This window comes from Xanthomonas sp. SHU 308 (genome assembly GCF_000364645.1).
Classification (GTDB): domain Bacteria; phylum Pseudomonadota; class Gammaproteobacteria; order Xanthomonadales; family Xanthomonadaceae; genus Xanthomonas_A; species Xanthomonas_A sontii.
The window spans coordinates 1-451 of the sequence record NZ_AQOK01000824.1 but is presented as its reverse complement, the minus strand read 5'-3'; the positions used below and the strand labels follow the sequence as shown (position 1 = coordinate 451).

1 pseudogene is annotated in these 451 nt (G+C 71.6%); it reads left to right on the top strand.

Annotated features, from left to right (window positions below):
- Positions 1 to 353 precede the first annotated feature (353 nt).
- Positions 354 to 451: pseudogene (locus D588_RS27435) on the top strand (3-deoxy-manno-octulosonate cytidylyltransferase); the annotation flags it as partial.

Sequence of the window (451 nt, the reverse complement as noted above, 5' to 3'; positions counted from 1 at the left end):
GCCGGCCGCCACGGCCTCGGCCGCGCCGGCCGCGGCCGGCAGCAGCAGGGCGGCGATGGCCAGGCACAGTGCGCGGCGCGTGGTGGCGTGGGAGGGCTGCGCAGCGGATCGGACGGAACGAGCGGCAAGGTTCATCGGTGGGGTCTATAGAATGGGCAGGAGGCAACGCCGTCGTCGCGCCGGAAGCTGTCGCAGCGGCACACGTGCTGGGCAGTCCGGCCACGTCGAATGGCGAATGCGAACTATTCTCAATAATTGGCGGAGAAAGATCAATTCATGGCCGGATTCGTCCCGTTCCAGCACGCGCCTGCCGCCGCGGCCATCGCCGCTTCCGCCGCCGGCACGGTGGCGGCATGAGCGCCGCCGTCCCGGCCTTTGTGGTCGCCATTCCGGCCCGCTATGCCGCATCGCGGCTGCCGGGCAAGCCCTTGCGCGCGCTCGGCGGCGAGCC